The organism is Streptomyces sp. CA-251387 (assembly GCF_050936625.1).
Classification (GTDB): domain Bacteria; phylum Actinomycetota; class Actinomycetes; order Streptomycetales; family Streptomycetaceae; genus Streptomyces.
In genome coordinates, this window is the sequence record NZ_JBNJMJ010000001.1 from 1,711,496 (window position 1) to 1,729,013 (window position 17,518).

Genomic DNA, 17,518 nt, shown 5'->3' on the forward strand with positions numbered 1-17,518 from the left:
CATGCGCCCCGGTGTCGTCGCCCTCGCGTCCGCGTCCCTCCTCGTCCTCGGTGCCGCGGCGGGAGACGGGACGCCACGTCCCCTGCCCGCGCGCATGGCCGACACCGGGGCGGTACCCAGCTGATCACCGCCGTGGCACCGAAGTCCGGCTCGACATCCGGGACGGTCACCTGGTGGGACCGGGTGGACGGGCGGTGGGTGAAGGCCGGCTCGGCGCCGGCCCGCTTCGGCGCGAAGGGGCTCGTCGAGGGGACCTCGCGGAAGCAGGGCACGAACACCACGCCGACGGGGCTGTACGGGCTGCCGTACGCCTTCGGCATCAAGGCGGCGCCGCGCGGCACGACGTACAAATACCGCCGCGTGCACCAGGACTCCTGGTGGTGCCAGGACAACGACTCCCGCGCCTACAACCGCTGGACCGAGCCGCTGGCGCGCGACTGCCGGGCCGCCGAGTCCGAGCACCTGATCTCGTACGGGGCGCTGTACGCGTACGCGCTCGTCATCGACTTCAACTACGAGCGTCCGGTGAAGGGCCGAGGCGCCGGGATCTTCCTCCATGTGAAGGGGCGCGGGGCGACGGCCGGTTGTGTGTCGGTGCCCGAGGAGGCGATGCGGCGGATCCTCAAGTGGGCGGATCTGCGGCGGAAACCGCACATGGCGATCGGAACGGCGAGCGGACCCACGGCGATCACCCGGTACTGAGCAAGCGGCACTGAACACACGGACCTCCCCGCACGTATCTCTGGGCCAAGGGACCACGCCCATCACGCACTCCCCTTGCTCCCGTCCCCGGAGGAACCGTGACCACCACGCTCGCAGGCGGCCGTGCCGCCCGCCGCCAGACGATGCGCCGCATCCGACCGCGCCGCTCCCCGGCCGTCCCGCTGGTCGTCGCCCTATGGGCGGGCGCGGCGGCGGTGCTGTGGCTGTGGTGGGACAACACGCCGTCCCTCGCGGACAACACCGCGAAGATCCTCGCCGCGGGCCGGATCACCGGTCTGCTCGCCGGGTACCTCATGGCGCTCGTGGTGCTCCAGATGGCCCGGGTGCCGGCGCTGGAGCGGCGGGTGGGCTCGGACCGGGTGGCGCGCTGGCACGCGATGAGCGGCCGTTACACGGTCTGCCTGGTCATCGCGCACGTCTTCCTCACCATGTGGGGGTACGCGCTCCAGGCGGGCAAGACGCTCGGCGACGTCGTCCAGCAGACGATCGACTCGGTCAACACGCTGCCGGACATGGGCAAGGCGGCCATCGGCACCGGGCTGCTGTTCTTCATCGCGTTCATCTCGGTCGGGGGCATCCGCCGCCGGATCCCGTACGACACCTGGTACCACGTGCACCTGCTGACGTACGCCGCGGTGTACCTGACGTTCTGGCACCAGATCACCACCGGCAACGAGTTCGCCGTCGAGCCGTCCGCGAAGACCTTCTGGTACGGGCTGTACGGGGCCGTGACCGCGCTGGTGGTCTGGTACCGGATCCTCACCCCGATCCGCCTCAACCTGCGCCACCGGATGTACGTCGAGGCGGTCATCGAGGAGACCCCGGGCGTCGTGTCGGTGCTGATCGGCGGGCGCAAGCTGCACCGTATGGGCGCGGAGGCCGGGCACTTCTTCCGCTGGCGGTTCAAGGCGCCGGGCATGCGGTTCAGTTCGCACCCGTACTCGCTGTCGGCGGCGCCCCGCCCCGACATGCTGCGGATCACGGTCAAGGCGATCGGCGACCACACGTCCCGGCTGCGCGACCTGCAGCCCGGCACCAAGGTGTGGGCCGAGGGCCCGTACGGCGCCATGACCGCCCAGCGCCGCAGCCGGGGCAAGGTGCTGCTGGTGGCGGGCGGGGTCGGCATCACGCCGATGCGGGCCCTGTTCGAGACGCTGCCCGGCGCGGCCGGCGACATCACCCTGCTCTACCGGGCCAACAGCACCCAGGACCTGGCGCTGTGGGACGAACTCGCGGCCATCGCCGACGAGCGCGGCGCCCGGCTGATGTACGCGGTCAACAGCCCGGACGGCGAGCGGCCCGACATCTCGGCCGAGCGGCTGAAGCAGAAGCTGCCGGACATCGACAAGCACGACGTGTTCATGTGCGGGCCGGCCGGGTTCGCACAGTCCGTGTACGAAGCACTGCGCGGCGCGGGGGTGCCCGCCCGCCGCATCCATCACGAGTCGTTCGAGATGTGAGCGACGGGACGTCACACAAGACTTCGGACTTCAGGAGCTGTAGGAGCGATGAGGAAGAGTCACCCCATCCGGCGTGTCGTGCTGGCCGGCGCCGCCACCGTGTCCGGGATCGTGCTGCTGCTGTCGCTGAAGCCGGCGACCGACCCGGCGTCCGCGCAGGCCGCGGGCGGCGCGGCACCCCCCGTGGCGGCGCAGTCGCCCCAGGGCGGCGCCCAGGCGGCCGGCTCCGGCACGGTCACTGGTGACGCCGCGCAGACCCAGTACGGGGCCGTGCAGGTGCGCCTGACCGTCAGCGGCGGCAAGATCACCCAGGCGGAGGCCGTCCAGGCCCCCAAGGGCGGCCAGAGCACCAACATCACCGCCAACGCCGTGCCCAAGCTCAACCAGGCGGCGGTCGCCGCGCAGAGCGCCGACATCGACGCGGTGTCGGGGGCGACGTACACGAGCAACGGCTACAAGGAGTCCCTCCAGTCGGCGATCGACAAGGCGAAGGCGAGCGCGGGGTCGTCGCAGGGCTCCGGTTCGCAGGGCTCGGGGCAGGACTCCGGTTCGCAGGGCTCGGGCGCCGCCCAGGCCAGTACCGTCACCGGCAAGGCCGTCCAGACCCAGTACGGCCCGGTCCAGGTCCGGATCACCGTCAGCGGCGGCAAGATCACCAAGGCGGAGGCCGTCCAGGCGCCCAGTGGCGGCCAGAGCACCAACATCACCGCCAACGCCGTACCGAAGCTCAACCAAGCCGCCGTGGCAGCGGGCAACGCCGACATCGACGCGGTGTCCGGGGCGACGTACACCAGCGCCGGCTACACCGAGTCCCTCCAGTCGGCCCTGGACCAGGCCGGTGGCTGACACGGTGGCGGAACCGGCACAAGCTCCCGCCGCGGTACGTCATGCGGAGGAGGTCATGGGGACGGTCTTCTCCTTCGACGTCCGCGGCGGGGATCCCGGTGCCGTGCAGTCGGCGCTGGCAGAGGCGGTCGCCGGGTTGCACCGGGTCGACGAGGTGTTCAGCACGTACCGCGACGACAGCCAGGTCTCCCGGCTGGCGCGCGGTGAGCTGACCGTCGACGAGTGCGATCCGGAGGTCGCCGAGGTGCTCGAACTGGGCGCCGAGGCGGAGCGGACCAGCGACGGCTGGTTCAGCACGTCGTACGAGGGCCGCCTGGACCCTACGGGCATCGTGAAGGGCTGGTCGGTGGAACGTGCGGCCCGGCTGCTGCGGGCCGTGCCCGGTGTGACCGGCGTGAGTGTCAACGGCGGCGGTGACGTGCAGTTGCTGGGCGTGCCGGGCCCGGAGCGCCCGTGGCGGGTGGGGGTGTCCGACCCGCTGCGCCCGGGCGGGCTCGCGGCGGTGATCTCCGCCGCAGGTCTCGACGAACTGGCGGTGGCCACATCCGGCACGGCAGAACGCGGCGCCCATATCGTCGACCCCCGCACGGGGCGCTCCGCGGTGACGGACCTGGTGGCGGTGACGGTCGTGGCCCCTTCGGTGACCTGGGCGGACTGCTGGGCTACGGCGGCGTTCGCGATGGGGTCGCGGCAGGGGTTGCGCTGGCTGGAGTCGCTGCCGGACGTGGAGGCGCTGCTGATCACGGCGGGCGACGAGGTGCGGTGCACCGGGGGGCTGGCGGCGCGGCTCGGTTGAGCGGGGGTCGGGACGCTCGCCCGCAACGCACTAAGGGGCGCGGGGAACTGCGCGACCAGCCACGAACCACCCGCAGTCGGCGAATGACCGCCACCACCCCACTCAGTGGCCGTTCTGAGCCAACCGCAGCAGATGATCGGCCAAAGCCTGCCCACCCGTCGGATTCCGGCTGATCAACAGCAACGTGTCGTCACCCGCGATGGTCCCCAGAATGTCGTGCAGCTCGGCCTGATCAATGGCCGAGGCCAAGAACTGCGCGGCCCCCGGAGGGGTACGCAGAACCACGAGATTCGCCGAAGCCTCCGCAGAGATGAGCAACTCCTGCGACAACCGTCGCATCCGCTCTTCCTTGGCCGACTCCCCCAGCGGCGCACGAGGAGTACGGAAACCCCCCTCACTCGGCACCGCATAAATCAGGTCACCGTCGGTGTTCCGGATCTTCACCGCGTTGAGCTCGTCCAGATCCCGGGAGAGCGTCGCCTGAGTGACGCTCAGCCCGTCATCCGCAAGAAGCTTGGCCAACTGGCTCTGACTCCGCACGGGTTGCCGGTTGAGAATGTCCACGATCCGGCGGTGACGTGCGGTGCGGGTCTGCGGCACGGCAGGCCCGGCGGCGCCATTCGCCCCGTTCGCCCCGTTCTGCCCGTGGTCCTGCGCCTGACTCATCGTCGTCTCATTTCCGGATCATCCGTCCCCGTTGGCCTCGTCCAGGATGCCGGGAAGGGCCTGAAGAAGCGCCTCCACTTCGTCGTCACCGAGGTTCAGCGGCGGCATCAGCCGTACGACATCGGGGGCGGGCGCGTTCACCAGGAAACCGGCGTCCTGAGCCGCCTGCTGCACCTTGGCGGCGAGCGGCTCGGTGAGCACGATACCCAGGAGCAGGCCCGCGCCCCGGACATAGTCGATCAGCGGGTGGCCGAGCGCCTCGATCCCGTCCCGCAACGCCTCGCTCTGCCGCTTGACGTTCTCCAGCAACCCCTCGTTCGCAATGGTGTCCAGCACGGCGAGTCCCGCGGCACACGCGACCGGGTTCCCGCCGAAGGTCGTCCCGTGGTGACCGGGCTGCAGCAGCTCAGCCGCCCGCCCGAAGGCCACCGTCGCGCCCAGCGGCAGCCCGCCGCCGAGCTGCTTGGCGAGGGTGACGACGTCGGGCAGCACGCCTTCGTGGGCCTGGTACTCGAACCAGTGCCCGGTACGGCCGATGCCGGTCTGCACCTCGTCCAGGACCAGCAGGGACCCCGTCGAGGCCGTGATCGCCCGCGCCGCCTTCAGATAGCCGGCGGGCGGCACCACGACACCGAGCTCGCCCTGGATCGGCTCGATGATCACCAGAGCCGTCTCCTCGGTCACCGCGGCGGCAAGCGCCTGCGCGTCACCGAACGGCACGTGGGTGACGTCACCGGGCAGCGGCAGGAACGGCTCCCGCTTGCCGGCCTGCCCGGTCATCGCGAGGGCGCCCATGGTCCGGCCGTGGAAGCCGCCCTCGGTGGCCACCACATGCGTCCGCCCGGTCAGCCGGCCGATCTTGAACGCGGCCTCGTTGGCCTCCGCGCCGGAGTTGCAGAAGAAGACCCTGCCCTCCCGGCCGAAGAGCTGGAGCAGCCGCTCGGCGAGGGCGACGGTCGGCTCGGCCATGAAGAAGTTGGAGATGTGACCGAGGGACGCGATCTGCTTGCTCACGGCCTCGACGACGGCGGGGTGGGCGTGGCCCAGCGCGTTGGTCGCGATGCCACCGACGAAGTCGAAGTACTGCTTGCCGTCGGCGTCCCAGACCTTGAGCCCCTCACCGCGTACGAGAGGGAGTCGCGGGGTGCCGTAGTTGTTCATGAGCGAGCCCTGCCACCGCTGGGTGAGCTCTGCGTTTGTCGACGTCTCGGTCATCCGGCATCCCCCTCTTGCGCGTCCGGCACGACCATCGTGCCGATGCCTTCGTCGGTGAAGATCTCCAGCAGGATCGAGTGCTGGACCCGGCCGTCGATGACGCGGGCGGTGTTCACGCCGTTGCGCACGGCGTGCAGGCAGCCCTCCATCTTCGGCACCATGCCGGAGCTCAACTCCGGCAGCAGCTTCTCCAGTTGGGAAGCGGTGAGGCGGCTGATCACCTCGTCGCTGTTGGGCCAGTCCTCATAGAGACCTTCGACGTCCGTGAGGACCATGAGAGTCTCGGCGCCCAGAGCAGCAGCGAGTGCCGCAGCCGCCGTATCAGCATTGACGTTGTAGACATGTCCGTCGTCCTGGCTACGGGCGATCGACGAGACGACCGGGATCCGGCCGTCGGCGAGCAGGGCCTCGATCGCGCCCGTGTCGATGTCGGTGATCTCGCCCACCCGCCCGATGTCGACCAACTCGCCGTCGATCTCGGGCTGGTGCTTGGTGGCGGTGATGGTGTGCGCGTCCTCGCCGGTGAGGCCTATGGCCAGCGGACCGTGCTGGTTGAGCAGCCCGACCAGCTCGCGCTGGACCTGCCCGGCCAGCACCATCCGTACGACGTCCATGGCGTCCTCGGTGGTGACGCGCAGGCCGGCCTTGAACTCGCTGACGATGCCGTGCTGGTCGAGGGCGGCGCTGATCTGCGGGCCGCCGCCGTGCACGACGACCGGCTTGAGACCGGCGTGGTGCAGGAAGACGACGTCCTGGGCGAAGGCGGCCTTCAGCTCCTCGTCGATCATGGCGTTGCCGCCGAACTTGATGACGACGGTCTTGCCGTTGTGCCGGACCAGCCAGGGCAGCGCCTCGATGAGGATCTGGGCCTTAGGCAAGGCGGTGTGCTTGCGGGTCGGGGACTTTCCCTCTTCTGAGTGATTGACCGTCATAACCGACTTTCGGAAGGATCTCGGATCAGCCGCCGGGCGGGCGGTGTTGGCCTGCGGAGGCGACGTAAGACTCACCCCGGACTCGTCCGAGGGCGAGCGGTCGCCCGTGAAACAGGAACCCTCGTCGGCGACGACGAGGACCCGCGACAACCAAGCGGGCGCGTCAAGAGGAGTAGGCGCTGTTCTCGTGGACATAGTCGGCCGTCAGGTCGTTGGTCCAGATCGTCGCAGACTCATTGCCTGCCGCGAGGTCCGCCACGATGTGCACCTCGCGGTAGCGCATGTCGACCTTCTCGCGGTCCTCGCCGACGCCGCCGTTCTTGCACACCCAGACGCCGTTGATGGCGACGTTGAGCCGGTCCGGCTCGAAGGCGGCCTTGGTGGTGCCGATCGCGGACAGGACTCGGCCCCAGTTGGGGTCCTCGCCGTGGATGGCGCACTTGAGGAGGTTGTTGCGGGCGATGGAGCGGCCCACCTCGACGGCGTCGTCCTCGGTCGCGGCGTTGATCACCTCGACCTTGATGTCCTTGCTGGCGCCCTCGGCGTCCCGGATCAGCTGCTGGCCGAGGTCGTCGCAGACGGCCCGTACGGCCTCGGCGAACTCCTCGTACTCCGGGGTGACTTCGGAGGCGCCGGAGGCGAGCAGCAGCACGGTGTCGTTGGTGGACATGCAGCCGTCGGAGTCGACCCGGTCGAAGGTGACCTTGGTGGCTGCGCGCAGGGCCTTGTCCAGTACGTCGTTGTCGAGGGCCGCATCCGTGGTGAGGACGACCAGCATGGTCGCCAGGCCCGGGGCGAGCATGCCCGCGCCCTTCGCCATGCCGCCGACGGTCCAGCCGTCCTTCGTCACGACGGACGTCTTGTGGACGGTGTCGGTGGTCTTGATGGCGATGGCGGCCTTCTCGCCGCCGTGCTCCGAGAGCTGGGCGGCGGCCGTCTCGACGCCCGGGAGCAGCTTGTCCATGGGGAGCAGCACGCCGATCAGTCCGGTCGAGCAGACGGCGACCTCGATCGCGCCCCGGCCGAGCACCTCGGCGGCCTTCTCGGCCGTGGCATGGGTGTCCTGGAAACCCTTCGGCCCCGTACAGGCGTTGGCGCCGCCGGAGTTGAGGACGACGGCGGACACCTGGCCGCTCTTGAGGACCTGCTCGGACCACAGCACCGGAGCGGCCTTGACGCGGTTGGAGGTGAAGACGCCGGCGGCGGCGCGGCGCGGCCCGTCGTTGACCACGAGGGCCAGGTCCGGGTTGCCGTTCTCCTTGATCCCGGCGGCGATGCCCGCCGCCGTGAATCCCTTGGCTGCCGTCACGCTCACGGCGCAACTCCGATCGTGGTCAGGCCGGTGGTCTCGTCGAGACCGAGGGCGAGGTTCATGCTCTGGACGGCACCGCCCGCGGTGCCCTTGGTCAGGTTGTCGATGGCGCTGATCGCGATGATGCGGCCCGCGGCCTCGTCGTACGCGACCTGCACCTGAACGGCGTTGGAACCGTAGACGGACGCCGTGGCGGGCCACTGCCCCTCGGGGAGGAGGTGGACGAAGGGCTCGTCGGCGAAGGCCTTCTCGTAGGCGGCGCGGACGGACTCGGCCGTGACACCGGGCTTCGCGGAAGCGCTGCAGGTGGCGAGGATGCCGCGCGGCATCGGCGCGAGGGTCGGTGTGAAGGAGACGGAGACCCGCTCCCCCGCCGCCGCGCTGAGGTTCTGGATCATCTCGGGCGTGTGCCGGTGACCGCCGCCGACGCCGTACGGCGACATGGAGCCCATGACCTCGCTGCCCAGCAGATGCGGCTTGGGCGCCTTGCCCGCGCCGGACGTGCCGGACGCGGCGACGATCACGGCCTCGGGCTCGGCGAGACCGGCGGCGTAGGCCGGGAACAGGGCGAGCGAGACGGCGGTCGGGTAGCAACCGGGCACCGCGATGCGCTTGGACCCCTCCAGCGCGGCGCGGCCACCCGGAAGTTCGGGAAGGCCGTACGGCCATGTGCCGGCGTGCGGGGAGCCGTAGAACTGCTCCCAGTCGCCCGCGTCCTTCAGCCGGAAGTCGGCGCCCATGTCGACGACCAGCACCTCCGGGCCGAGCTGCTCGGCGACGGCGGCGGACTGCCCGTGGGGCAGTGCGAGGAACACGACGTCGTGACCGGCGAGGACCTCGGGGGTCGTCTCCTGGAGCACACGGTCGGCGAGGGGCAGCAGGTGCGGCTGCAGCGCACTGAGCCGCTGGCCCGCGTTCGAGTTGCCGGTCAGGGCGCCGATCTCGACCTCGGGGTGCGCCAGGAGCAGCCGCAGCAGTTCCCCGCCCGCGTATCCGCTCGCTCCGGCCACTGCCGCACGTACCGTCATGGAATCCTCCTCCTCCGAGAGCATGACTATACGTTTCGCTGCACGTTTATGCAATCTGGTATGCACAGACCCCCGGCCGTGCACAGGCCCCACAAAACCGGCTTTGTCGGGGACATGCTCATGAGCTAGTGTCCCCGGGCACATATCAGGGGGATCACGGCAGGTGGGGGGACATGACCGAAGAAGCGGGCACGCGCGCCAAAGGCCCGAACGAGTGGGTGCAGGGCGTCGCGGCCGTGGCGCTGGTGGCGGCTCTCGGGGGCGGTGTGTGGGCGTTCGGGGAGACGTCCGGGAACAGCGGTCCGCCGCCCGCCACCTGTTCCGACGAGACACCCGGGAAGCCGACCGGACGGGTGACCGGCAGGCAGCTGTGCGAGGCACTGCACCGCCCCGACCTCGCCGAACTGCTGGGTACGCCGACGGAGACCGCGAAGACCGCTCACGGCAGCGACGGCTCCGTCGGACTCGCCGGCGGCAAGGACATCCCGATGCCCTCCGCCGAGGTCGAGTTCGACACCTACACGGTGACGCTCTCGGCCACCTACGACGGCCTCGCCGTGGCCGGGTCCCACGAGCTGCTGGGCGACGCGGAGCAGCGCACGGTTCTGGGCCGCCCGGCGGTCCTGTACTCGGACCGCACCATCAGGATCAACTTCCGCCTCGACGGGGGCGACGCCGACAGCGGTCCCGGTGTCCCCCTCCGCTCGCTCATGGTGGCCCAGGACGCGAAGGACAGCGGTGGATCCTTCGACGTGACCCTGTGGCGCGCGGACGGCATGGTGCCGGACGACGCCGTACTGGTCCGCGTCGCCGAGAAGGTACTGCCGACGGTCCCGGGATGGACCGCCGGCAGCTGACCCGCTCCGTCACCTCTGCTTGATCCTCAGGAACGTCACGGAGTTCGCCGGGAAGGTGTACGTGAACTTGCCGGCGACCCCCGAGAAGGTCGACGTCGCCGGTGCGACCGGGGCGTCCGTCTCGGTGTTCACCGCGTCCTGGTCGGCGGCCAGGGTGGTGACCCCGGCCGTGGGGGCGACCTTGGCGCCGCCCAGGTCGATCGCGGTGCGGGCCTCGGCCGACTGGGCGTTGACGACCTTGACGATCAGGTCACCGGTCCGCGCGTCCTTGGTGACGACCTGGCGGAACGGCTCGGCCGGCTTGTCGTCGGTGAAGCTGCCCCATTCCTGGCCGTCGAAGTAGAGGGTGACCTGGCGGCCCCGCACCTTGATGTCGATGTCGTAGGCGCGGCCCGTCTCGATCGACCCGGCCTTGGTGAGCAGCGTGCCCTTGCCGCCGTCGACGGCCTGCTCGATCGCGGACTGGGTGTTGTTCCAGCCGCCCAGGTTCCACCAGTAGTAGTTGCCGGTGTCCTTGACGCCGAAGGCGACGAGGAAGCCCTCCTTGCCGGACTTCTTGGTGGCCTTCACATGCAGGTCGTAGTCGTGCCAGGCCGGGTCGCCGGCCGTGACCATGGTGTTCTCGGCGGCGGCGTCCGTCTGGACGTACTGTCCGTCCTGGATGCTCCAGCTGCCGCCGCCCATGTGCGTCCACTTCGACGCGTCACCGGAGAAGTCGTCGCTGAGGAGCGTCGAGCCGTCCGCCGCGGTGACCTTCACGTCGTCGTACGCGGCACTGGTCGCCCAGGTCGACAGGCCGACGGCACCGGCGATCGGGCCGCTGACGTTCGGCGTGGTGGTCGCCCTCGACGGGACGACGCGGTCACCGACGTTGTTCATGAACAGCTTCTGGACCTCGTAGTTGGCCGAGTTCCAGGAGGCCCGGTTGTTGAACCAGATCATGTCCGGCCGCCACTGGACGTAGTCCTCGTTGGCGAGCAGCGGGGCGTACGAGGCGAGCTTGACGACGTCCGCGTTGCGCTCCAGGCCGGTCATGAACGCCGCTTCGGCCAGGCCGTTCTTCCAGGCGTTGCCCTGGGAGGCGTACTCGCCGAGGAAGACCTTCGGGCCGCTGCGGTCGTAGGAGTCGTAACGGTCGTTGTTCTGCAGGAACCAGTTCGGGCTGTTGTAGTAGTGCTCGTCGACCATGTCGACATTGCCCTCGCGGTTGAGCTTCCAGGCGGTGTCGAAGGTCGTGCCGGCGTCGTCCGGGCCGGAGTTGGAGATGACCGTGATATCCGGGTACTTGGCCTCGATGGCGGCGCGGAACTTCTGGAAGCGGGCGAAGAACTCGTTCGGGAGGTTCTCCTCGTTGCCGACCTCGAGGTGGGTGAGGTGGAAGGGCTTGGGGTGGCCCATCCCGGCGCGGACCTTGCCCCACTTGGAGGTGGCCGGGCCGTTGGCGAACTCGATGAGGTCGAGGGTGTCCTGGATGTGCCGCTGGAGCAGCGCCTCGTCGTCGGTGGCCTTGTTCTGGCCACAGCCGGTCACCAGGGCCGGGACGACGGGCAAGGGCATGGCGCCGATGTCCTCGGAGAAGCGGAAGTACTCGTAGTAGCCGAGGCCGTAACTCTGGTTGTAGCCCCAGAAGTTGGAGTTCGTCGCCCGCTGCTCGACCGGGCCGACGGTGTCCTTCCACTGGAAGCTGCGCTTGCGCTGCCAGCCGCTGGCCTCGCTGTAGTCCTCCATGGAGCCGGTGTTGACCAGACAGCCGCCGGGGAAGCGCACGAATCCCGGCTTCAGGGCGGCGATCTTCTCGGCGAGGTCCTTGCGCAGACCGTTCGGCTGGTTCTTGTACGTCTCGCGCGGGAACAGCGACACCATGTCGAGGGCGGCCGCGCCCGAGGAGGCGACGGTCAGGCGGCCGCGGTTGCTGGTGCGGGTCGTGGTGAAGGTGGCCTTGTACTTGGCCCAGCCGCCCTTGACGGCCACCTGGCGGGCGGTCGCCAGGGTGCCCGCGGCGTCCTTGAGGGCGACGGTGAGCGTGGTGCCGGCCTCGGCGCGGGCCCAGACCGAGAAGTCGTACCGCTTGCCTTCCTCGACCCGGATGCCGGTGTTGTAGCCGGCGTTCGTGACGGACGAACCGGCCCCGAGGGAGAGGTAGTTGCGGTTGCGCTCGTTCAGCCGGCCGGAGTCGTTCACGACCTGTGCGGTGCCGTCGACCGTCCAGGAGGTGAGGGGCGTGTACGACCGGTTGTCGTCCGTCGAGTACTCGAAGGACCGGTTCTGCACGAGCTCGGCGTACAGACCGCCGTCCGCGGCCCGGTTGATGTCCTCGAAGAAGACGCCGTACATCGTGTCGTCGATCTTCGCGCCCTTGGCGGTGGGGTCGACGGTGATCGCGTAGTCGGTGACGTCCTCGGCGTGTGCGGGTGCCGGGAGGAGGGCGGTCGCCGTCAGGAGGGCGGTGGTCGTCAGACCGAGTCTCCAGCGGGTGCGGGTGGTGCGTGACATGGATACTCCGCGGCTCGATGTTCGAAATATCAGACAATGATCAGCACTTCGAACGGCAAGATAGGGAGGGGGAATTGGGAGCGTCAACGGGTCGCGCGGTATCGAAAGTGTCGGGAGCGAGGAACGGATGGGCGGGTTCTGGCCAGTACCGGATGTACTGACGTATCTGGCCGGGAGCTGGCGGGTCGAGCGGTTCGTGCGGGATCTGGCGAGCGGGGAGGCCGGGGAGTTCTCCGGTACGACGGTTTTCGGCCGTATCGACGAGGGCGGGCTCTTGCATCAGGAGTCCGGCACCTTCACCTGGCAGGGCGTCGCCCGGCCCGCCGAGCGGACGCTGCGCTTCCTGCCGGGCGCGACGCAGGGCGCGGCGGACGTGCGCTTCGCCGACGGGCGGCCCTTCCACGACCTGGACCTGAGCTCCGGGCGGCACATCGCCGACCATCCGTGCTCGGCCGACCTCTACCGGGGCGAGTTCACCGTCCGGGACGCGGACCACTGGCGGACGGTGTGGCGGGTGCGCGGCCCGGCCAAGGACCTCGTCCTGACCACCGACTACGCGCGCGAGGGCTGAGCCTGCGCCCCGTCGAAGCGGAGATTCCAGCGGCCGGCCCGGCCGGTCACGGTGGTCGTCGACAGGGGACGTACGTCGATGTTCCAGTAGGTGGAGGGCGGCGCCTTCAGCGCGTACACCAGGGCGGCCCGGATCACGGACGGTTCGGCCACGGCGACGATACGGCCGCCGTCCTCCACGGGCCGGGTGTCGAGCCAGCCGCCGACCCGGCCGATGAACGCCAGCAGCGACTCACCGCCGTGCGGCGTGGCACGCGGGTCCGCCAGCCAGGCGTCCACCGCCTCCGGCTCCCGGGCCATCGCCTCGCCGAGGGTCAGCCCGCGCCAGCGGCCCATGTCACAGTCGCGCAGGGCGAGTTGCACCAGCGGGGCATAGCCGAGGGCGTCGCCGGTGGCGCGGCTGCGCGGGGTCGGTGAGCAGTAGCGCAGCTCGGCGGCCGCCAGCGGCAGCAGGTCGCGCGCGACGCTCTGCACCTCGTCCCAGCCGGCCTGGTCCAGCGGCCGGTCGTCCTCGAAGCGCTCCGCGAGCAGCGGGGAGCTGCGCGCGGCGGCGACGAACGTGACCCGAAGTGGCATGCGTGGATGGTGTGCCGCGAAACTGCGCAGGTCAAGGGGTGTTGTGCAGGAGTTACCGAGGGTGGACGAAACCTTACTTCGGGGTCAGGACCATGCGGACAAGCCGCTGGAAATCGAGCTCTTGGATATTCAAGCGTTGTGCATTCAAGTACAGCCGCTAGAAGTAGAGCGCCATCCATTGGTCCGGCTTCTCCAGCGGCGCGAAGCCGAGCTTCTCGTAAACCCCGTGCGCGTCATGCGTAGCGAGCAGCATCCGCTTGATCCCGTACGGCCGCACGTGCTCGCGTACGGCGCCCACCAGCGCCGTCCCGATGCCCTCGCCCCGCACCGACGGGTCGACGTACACATCGCACAGCCACGCGAAGGTCGCCCGGTCGGTGACGACCCGGGCATACGCCACCTGCTCCCCCGAAACCGACTCGTACACCCCGAAGTTCAGCGAACCGCCGATCGCCCGGTCCTGCTTCTCCCGCGCCCGCCCGATCGCCCAGTACGCATCGGTGGACAGCCACCGGTGCACGCGCTCGGCGTCGATGCGGTGGGGGTCGGTCGAGATCTCGTAGCCCTCGGCGAGGGGCGGGGTGTCGGTCATGCGGCGAGATTCGCAGGGCCGTGGCGTCGGCGTCGACCGGTTTTCGCGGGTGGGAGGGCGTTGTCAGTGGCGGGTGCGATGCTGCGGACATGACTGGGACGACGACCGCGGCGGACTACGGGTGGTTCGAGGAGCGGTACGAGAACCTGATGCAGGCGTACTGCATCACGCTGGTCCGCGGGCTGACTCCCACGGAACTGCTCCGGGAGCTGAAGGCCGAGCCCGGGCCAAGGATCACCGGCGTGGACGGGCTGTGCGAGCCGTCCTACGAAGTGGACGCGGCGTACCGGCTGTTCGTCGGGGCGACGCAGGTCGGCGACTGGTCGCTGATGGTCGAGTTCAACGGCTACCTGGGCGTCACGAACGCGGCCATGATCCCCTTGTCGCGGGGCCGCACGGTCGTCTCCCACTTCCTCAACGTCAACGCGGTGGACGACTTCTGCTGGTACGAGGACGGCGAGCTGCGCCTGCACTTCCAGCCGCTCTTCGCCTACGAACGCCATGGCACCCGTCCCGACGAACTCCTGGAGGACATGCGGGAGTCGGGCTTCGACCTGATCGAGCACGACGAGGACGACGAGCGGGACTACGAAGGCCTCACCGGCGCCTCCTTCGCTCTCGCCCACCGCATCACCGGCATACGCCTGACCCCGGAGCTCTTCGAGTCCGCCGAGTTCACCTGCGGCGTCGCCCCGGTGCCCCACGGCTAGGCCCTGTCTAGAACACCTCGTCGCAGGCGGCCCGCAACCGCCGTACCCCCTCCCCGATCTCCCCCACCCCCGCCACCGCGGCAAAGCTCAACCGCACGTGTCCGGCCGGAGGTTCCGCGCTGAAGTACGGGCGGCCGGGGGTGATCGCGACGCCCGCGCGCAGAGCCGCGGCGGTCAGGGCCGGCTCGTCGGTGCCGTCGGGCAGGCGGAGCCACAGGTGGTAGCCGCCGGACGGGATGTGCGGGAGGGCGAGTTCGGGGAGGTCGAGGCGCAGGGCGGCCGTCATCGTGTCGCGGCGGGTCTTCAACTCGGCGGAGATCGACCGCAGATGGCGCGGCCAGGCGGGCGAGCCGACCAGTTCCAGCGCCGCCTCCTGCAGCGGCCGCGGCACGAAGAAGCTGTCGACGACCTGGATGGCGCGCAGCCGCTCCAGCACCGGCCCACGGGCGGCGAGCGCGCTCAGCCGGAGGCTCGGCGAGGTCGCCTTGGTCAGCGAGTTGACGTGGACGACGACACCGTCGGGATCGTCGGCGGCCAGCGGACGCGGCAGGGGCCCGGCGTCCTCGTGCACCAGCCGTCGTACGAAGTCGTCCTCGATCACGAAGGCACCGGCCTCGCGCGCGATGCGCAGCACCTCGCCGCGCCGCTCGGGGGCGAGCATCGCTCCGGTCGGGTTCTGGAACAGCGGCTGGCAGACGAACACGCGGGCGCCGGTCGCCCGGAAGGCGTCGGCGAGCAGGGACGGCCGTACACCGTCCGCGTCGACCGGGACCGGGACCGGGCGCAGACCGGCCGCGCGGGCGATCGCCAGCATGCCCGGATAGGTGGGCGACTCGACCAGCACCGGCGCACCCGGCGGTGCGAGCGCCCGCAGCGCGGTCGTCAGCGCCGCCTGGCCGCCCGCGGCGATCAGCACGTCGGCGGCCGTGAGGGCGCCGTCGGGTCCGCCGATACTGCGCGCGAACCACTCCCGCAGCTCCGGCAGCCCCTCCATGGGCGGCCTCCCCCACGCCCCGGGCCGGCGGCCGGCCCGTGACAGGGCGGCGGCCATCGCCCGCTCCGGCTGCAACGACTGGTGCAGATAGCCGCCGCTGAACTCGATCACGCCGGGCGGCGGGGCCGGGAGCGAGACGAGGACTCCCGCGGCGTCCACGGAGCGCGGTACGAGCTCCGCGGCGGCGTCCGCGCTGAGCGCCAGCTCCTGCCATGAGGTGTCCCCGACGGGAGCGGCCTGCGCGCGGGGTTCGGCACGGAACGCTCCGGCGCCGGGGCGGGTGACCACCAGCCCCTCCGCGGCCAGCTGTGCGAGGGCGCGGGAGACGGTCACCGGGCTCACCCGGAAGCGCTCTACGAGGGCCCGGCTCGACGGGAGCTTTCCACCCGGAGAGTAGCGGTCCAGCTCTCGCCGCAGCTGACTCGCCAGTTCGCCGACACTGCTACGCTCTTGCATGAGAGCAGATAATAGCGCTACCGCACGGCCCTCGATAGCGGTCACCACCCCGGCCCCGTCGGCAGCCCCGGCCACCGCGCCCGCCCTGTCCGCCTCGTCCGGCCTGTCCGGTCCGACCGCGGCAACCGGGACGACCCTCCGCGGCACGCTCCAAGCCGCCCTCGGTGTCGCGGCCTTCTCCCTCACCTTCCCCGCCACCGCCTGGGGCCTGGAGGGCTTCGGCCCCTGGTCCCTGGTCGCCGTGCGCAGCGTGCTGGCCGCGCTGATCGCGGGCGGCTGTCTGCTCGCGCTGCGGGTGCCGCTCCCCGCCCGCCGTCACTGGGCGGGTCTCGCGGTGGTCGCCGCCGGAGTGGTCCTCGGCTTCCCTCTCCTCACCACCCTCGCGCTCCAGACGTCCACCACCGCGCACGCCGCCGTCGTGGTCGGCCTGCTGCCGCTGACCACCGCCCTGTTCTCCGCCCTGCGCGTCGGCACCCGCCCCTCCCGGACCTTCTGGACAGCGGCGCTCGCGGGCGCGGCCGCCGTGGTCGCCTTCACCGTCCAGCAGAGCGGCGGCGCCCTGACCCCGGCCGACCTCTACCTCTTCGGAGCGCTGCTGGTGTGCGCGGCCGGCTACACCGAGGGCGGCCGGCTGGCCCGGGTGATGCCCGGCTGGCAGGTGATCGGCTGGGCGCTGGCGCTGTGCCTGCCGCTCACCGTCCCGGCCGCCGCGGTCGCCCTGTCGTACGAACCCGTCCACCTGACCTGGCACGGCATGACCGGACTGCTGTGGGTCGCGGCGGGCTCGCAGTTCCTCGGCCTGGTGGTCTGGTACCGGGGCATGGCGGCCATCGGCATCCCGAAGGCCAGCCAGTTGCAGTTGGCCCAGCCCCTGCTCACACTGGTGTGGTCGGTGCTGCTGCTGGGCGAGCACCTGACAGTGGCCGCCCCGCTCACGGCCACGGCGGTCCTCGTGTGTATCGCCGTGACCCAGCGGGCGCGTGGCTGAGCGGGCCCGGACGACCCACTTCCAACCACCGCTCCACGCCGTAGACTCAAGGCCACGGACCGCTGCTCCCGCACCTGGTGAGGAGGACCGACAGATGCGTGCAACCGTGGGCGACCAGCTTGTCCAGCACGGCAGGGTGGTCGGGCAACACGACAAGGTCGGCGAGATCGTCGAAGTCCTGGGCCAGGAGGGCAACCCTCCGTTCCGCGTCCGCTTCGAGGACGGGCACGAGGGTATCTGCTCACCCGGCCCCGACACCGAGATCCGTCACAAGGACATCCACAGGACCGGGGCGTAACCCGGA

The 17,518-nt window shown here is 70.6% G+C and carries 17 protein-coding genes and 1 pseudogene; 9 read left to right on the plus strand and 9 right to left on the minus strand.

Annotation, left to right across the window (positions count from 1 at the left end; all coding sequences use genetic code 11):
* Position 1: 1 nt before the first annotated feature.
* From ACQEV2_RS07510 to ACQEV2_RS07525, 4 genes and pseudogenes are all read left to right on the plus strand, one after another.
* A pseudogene (locus tag ACQEV2_RS07510) lies at positions 2-702 on the plus strand (L,D-transpeptidase family protein).
* Between the two features lie 98 nt (positions 703-800).
* The gene (locus tag ACQEV2_RS07515; RefSeq protein WP_433037851.1) at positions 801-2,183 is read left to right on the plus strand and encodes a ferredoxin reductase family protein; all 1,383 of its coding nucleotides are present in this window, start codon (positions 801-803) and stop codon (positions 2,181-2,183) included.
* A gap of 48 nt (positions 2,184-2,231) precedes the next feature.
* The gene (locus ACQEV2_RS07520) at positions 2,232-3,029 is read left to right on the plus strand and encodes an FMN-binding protein (protein WP_433037853.1); all 798 of its coding nucleotides are present in this window, start codon (positions 2,232-2,234) and stop codon (positions 3,027-3,029) included.
* 55 nt (positions 3,030-3,084) lie between these two features.
* Positions 3,085-3,825 carry an FAD:protein FMN transferase gene (locus ACQEV2_RS07525; protein WP_433037855.1) on the plus strand — a complete coding sequence of 247 codons (741 nt, stop codon included), beginning with the start codon at positions 3,085-3,087 and terminating at the stop codon, positions 3,823-3,825.
* A gap of 102 nt (positions 3,826-3,927) precedes the next feature.
* Here ACQEV2_RS07525 and ACQEV2_RS07530 read toward each other — a convergent pair whose 3' ends face one another.
* From ACQEV2_RS07530 to argC, 5 genes are all read right to left on the minus strand, one after another.
* Positions 3,928-4,491, minus strand: coding sequence for an arginine repressor (locus tag ACQEV2_RS07530; protein WP_433037857.1), 564 nt, complete (start codon positions 4,489-4,491; stop codon positions 3,928-3,930).
* Between the two features lie 18 nt (positions 4,492-4,509).
* On the minus strand, positions 4,510-5,706 hold the full coding sequence (locus ACQEV2_RS07535; RefSeq protein ID WP_433037859.1) for an acetylornithine transaminase: 1,197 nt from the start codon (positions 5,704-5,706) through the stop codon (positions 4,510-4,512).
* The gene (gene argB, locus ACQEV2_RS07540) at positions 5,703-6,638 is read right to left on the minus strand and encodes an acetylglutamate kinase (RefSeq protein WP_433037861.1); all 936 of its coding nucleotides are present in this window, start codon (positions 6,636-6,638) and stop codon (positions 5,703-5,705) included. The genes ACQEV2_RS07535 and argB overlap by 4 nt, the downstream gene beginning before the upstream one ends.
* Before the next feature lie 163 nt (positions 6,639-6,801).
* Positions 6,802-7,953, minus strand: a complete 1,152-nt coding sequence (gene argJ, locus ACQEV2_RS07545; protein ID WP_433037863.1) for a bifunctional glutamate N-acetyltransferase/amino-acid acetyltransferase ArgJ — start codon at positions 7,951-7,953, stop codon at positions 6,802-6,804.
* Positions 7,950-8,978, minus strand: a complete 1,029-nt coding sequence (gene argC, locus ACQEV2_RS07550) for an N-acetyl-gamma-glutamyl-phosphate reductase (RefSeq protein ID WP_433037865.1) — start codon at positions 8,976-8,978, stop codon at positions 7,950-7,952. Before argC ends, argJ begins: the two co-directional genes overlap by 4 nt.
* Positions 8,979-9,151: 173 nt before the next feature.
* On the opposite strand from argC, the gene ACQEV2_RS07555 reads away from it, so the two are divergent.
* A complete protein-coding gene (locus ACQEV2_RS07555; protein WP_433037867.1) occupies positions 9,152-9,835 on the plus strand; it encodes a DUF6215 domain-containing protein in 684 nt (227 codons plus the stop codon).
* 9 nt (positions 9,836-9,844) lie between these two features.
* Here the strand turns inward: ACQEV2_RS07555 and ACQEV2_RS07560 are convergent, their stop codons facing one another.
* On the minus strand, positions 9,845-12,328 hold the full coding sequence (locus ACQEV2_RS07560) for an alpha-L-arabinofuranosidase C-terminal domain-containing protein (protein WP_433037869.1): 2,484 nt from the start codon (positions 12,326-12,328) through the stop codon (positions 9,845-9,847).
* Positions 12,329-12,455: 127 nt separating this feature from the next.
* On the opposite strand from ACQEV2_RS07560, the gene ACQEV2_RS07565 reads away from it, so the two are divergent.
* Positions 12,456-12,899, plus strand: coding sequence for a DUF6314 family protein (locus ACQEV2_RS07565; protein WP_433037871.1), 444 nt, complete (start codon positions 12,456-12,458; stop codon positions 12,897-12,899).
* On the opposite strand, the gene ACQEV2_RS07570 is transcribed toward ACQEV2_RS07565, so the two are convergent.
* Together ACQEV2_RS07570 and ACQEV2_RS07575 are read right to left on the minus strand one after the other, a co-directional pair.
* Complete coding sequence (locus ACQEV2_RS07570; RefSeq protein WP_433037873.1) at positions 12,881-13,474, minus strand: histidine phosphatase family protein; 594 nt, start codon at positions 13,472-13,474, stop codon at positions 12,881-12,883. The two genes, ACQEV2_RS07565 and ACQEV2_RS07570, sit on opposite strands and share 19 nt — an antisense overlap.
* Positions 13,475-13,631: 157 nt before the next feature.
* On the minus strand, positions 13,632-14,066 hold the full coding sequence (locus ACQEV2_RS07575) for a GNAT family N-acetyltransferase (protein ID WP_433037875.1): 435 nt from the start codon (positions 14,064-14,066) through the stop codon (positions 13,632-13,634).
* 89 nt (positions 14,067-14,155) lie between these two features.
* On the opposite strand from ACQEV2_RS07575, the gene ACQEV2_RS07580 reads away from it, so the two are divergent.
* On the plus strand, positions 14,156-14,776 hold the full coding sequence (locus ACQEV2_RS07580) for a DUF6461 domain-containing protein (RefSeq protein ID WP_433037877.1): 621 nt from the start codon (positions 14,156-14,158) through the stop codon (positions 14,774-14,776).
* Between the two features lie 7 nt (positions 14,777-14,783).
* On the opposite strand, the gene ACQEV2_RS07585 is transcribed toward ACQEV2_RS07580, so the two are convergent.
* Entirely contained in the window at positions 14,784-16,226 is a 1,443-nt protein-coding gene (locus ACQEV2_RS07585) for a PLP-dependent aminotransferase family protein (protein WP_433037879.1), read from the minus strand.
* Between ACQEV2_RS07585 and ACQEV2_RS07590 the strand changes: the two genes are divergently transcribed.
* Together ACQEV2_RS07590 and ACQEV2_RS07595 are read left to right on the plus strand one after the other, a co-directional pair.
* Positions 16,225-17,214, plus strand: coding sequence for a DMT family transporter (locus ACQEV2_RS07590; protein WP_433037881.1), 990 nt, complete (start codon positions 16,225-16,227; stop codon positions 17,212-17,214). The genes ACQEV2_RS07585 and ACQEV2_RS07590 overlap by 2 nt on opposite strands.
* Before the next feature lie 94 nt (positions 17,215-17,308).
* Complete coding sequence (locus ACQEV2_RS07595) at positions 17,309-17,512, plus strand: DUF1918 domain-containing protein (RefSeq protein WP_433037882.1); 204 nt, start codon at positions 17,309-17,311, stop codon at positions 17,510-17,512.
* The last annotated feature ends 6 nt before the right edge of the window (positions 17,513-17,518 follow it).